Genomic DNA, 1613 nt, shown 5'->3' on the forward strand with positions numbered 1-1613 from the left:
CTTTCACAATGACCGCTAACGTTTTGCAGATTTGCGATGGGCGGGCTTTTCAGTACAAATGTTTATTCGGAGAACTGCACTTTCTATAACCACAAAACTATCTGCGGAGCACGAAACCCCGCCTATTGCAAATGTGCTGTTGGTGGCAGTAGTATTTCTCTCGTTCTTAGTCCCTATTCCATTCTTTAATTATTTCAAATGCTTTTTGACTTTTAACAATGTCTAAATGTTTTACACTATCCAATATTTCTAAACGAACATATTTTTCTGCTACTTTAAATGTAATAGGAAATTGTTCATGATAAAAACTCTCGTCTTGTTTACCAACCAAAACTAAACAAGGGATATTAATATTTTTAATTTCTTCTTTATGATTTTTTGGGTTGAAATTTATCGTCATATTGAACGAATAGGAAGGGACTTGTAGCTTATCATTAATGTTTTCTGGGCGATTGAAAAATAGAACTGGCAAGCTGTTTAAGGTTTTAAAACCTACTCTATTTAACATAGACAGACCGATGATTCTTTTCATGGCAACTTTAACCCATCCACCACTATTGGGTTTAACGGTCGGTGCATCATGTCCTAAATAAGGTGCAAGCAGAATTGCCTTATCCACCTTGCTGTTTTTCGGATTTCCAATAAATCTCAAGACGAAACCTCCACCAGAAGAATGACCTGCTAAAATTATTTTTTTTGCCCCAAGATTTTTTTTACTGAATTGAATCAAATCCTCAATGTCATTTTCAAGTTGTCCTATGAAATCAATATCTCCTCTTGTTCCATGATTTCTTCCGTGTCCTCTCATGTCTGGCGTTAGGACCGTAGCAATATTTGCTTTTGAAATTGAATCTGCTAAATTCGATAAATATCTACTTTCTGACCCAGAACCATGAATTAAAATTAGCACATCTTTATTCTCACTATTATAAACTCTACTGAAAATCTCGTAATTGTCTCTTGTTTTAATCCATTGTTCTTTTCCCAAATAGGGGTTTGAGTTTTTCTTGATTGAAGTGTAATCATAGTTTTTAACATTTTTCTCAATATTGATTGGCCAATAAATAAGAACCAAACATATTAGTAAGTAAACAATAATGCTTATAATTAGCGATTTGCCAATTCGTTTGCCAATTTTTTCCCACATAATTTTTGTTGTTTTGTATTATTCAAGTTAAGGTTGAGTATTTTTTTTTACTATTGCCACCAACGGAGGGGGTGTTGACGTTGTACAAAATTAAGTATAAAATGCTTAAAGTTTATCGTTTTTGTATAATGTCAACACCGAGTTGTACGATAGTTCAAGCATACAGAGTTTTATGTAGATTGGATATGCCCACAATTTTGGCAAACATTGCTTGACGAAGTTGCAGAGGCTATCCAACACCTCATGAGATAAAAAATATTGAAAATTCTTGTTAAAACACTTGATTATTTGGAATAAAACTGCGAATTTTGCCAAGCTTTTGAGCGATTTCTAACGCTCTGAAAGAATTTCTTTCCCACGTTGTGAAACGAAAAGCTTGAGCGAATTGCATTCCGCTTTCAATACTTTTTAGCTCCTTCCGCTCAAACCAAATTACATAAAACTCTTGCGTAGAATTTTGTACAAC

At 33.9% G+C, this 1613-nt stretch carries 2 protein-coding genes; both read right to left on the reverse strand.

Annotation, left to right across the window (positions count from 1 at the left end; translation table 11 throughout):
* Window positions 1–166: 166 nt before the first annotated feature.
* Window positions 167–1147 carry an alpha/beta hydrolase gene (locus ABWO04_RS11790; protein ID WP_353079880.1) on the reverse strand — a complete coding sequence of 327 codons (981 nt, stop codon included), beginning with the start codon at window positions 1145–1147 and terminating at the stop codon, window positions 167–169.
* A 271-nt stretch (window positions 1148–1418) separates the two neighbouring features.
* The coding region (locus ABWO04_RS11795; protein ID WP_353079881.1) for a hypothetical protein at window positions 1419–1613 on the reverse strand (195 nt) is incomplete at its 5' end.

Origin of the sequence: Flavobacterium sp. (genome assembly GCF_040382755.1) — a bacterium.
In the GTDB taxonomy this organism is placed as follows: domain Bacteria; phylum Bacteroidota; class Bacteroidia; order Flavobacteriales; family Flavobacteriaceae; genus Flavobacterium.

Bases quoted from the DNA above. Each gene is read 5' to 3' on its own strand.
- ABWO04_RS11790 (WP_353079880.1), bottom strand. From the start codon at position 1,147: ATGTGGGAAAAAATTGGCAAACGAATTGGCAAATCGCTAATTATAAGC.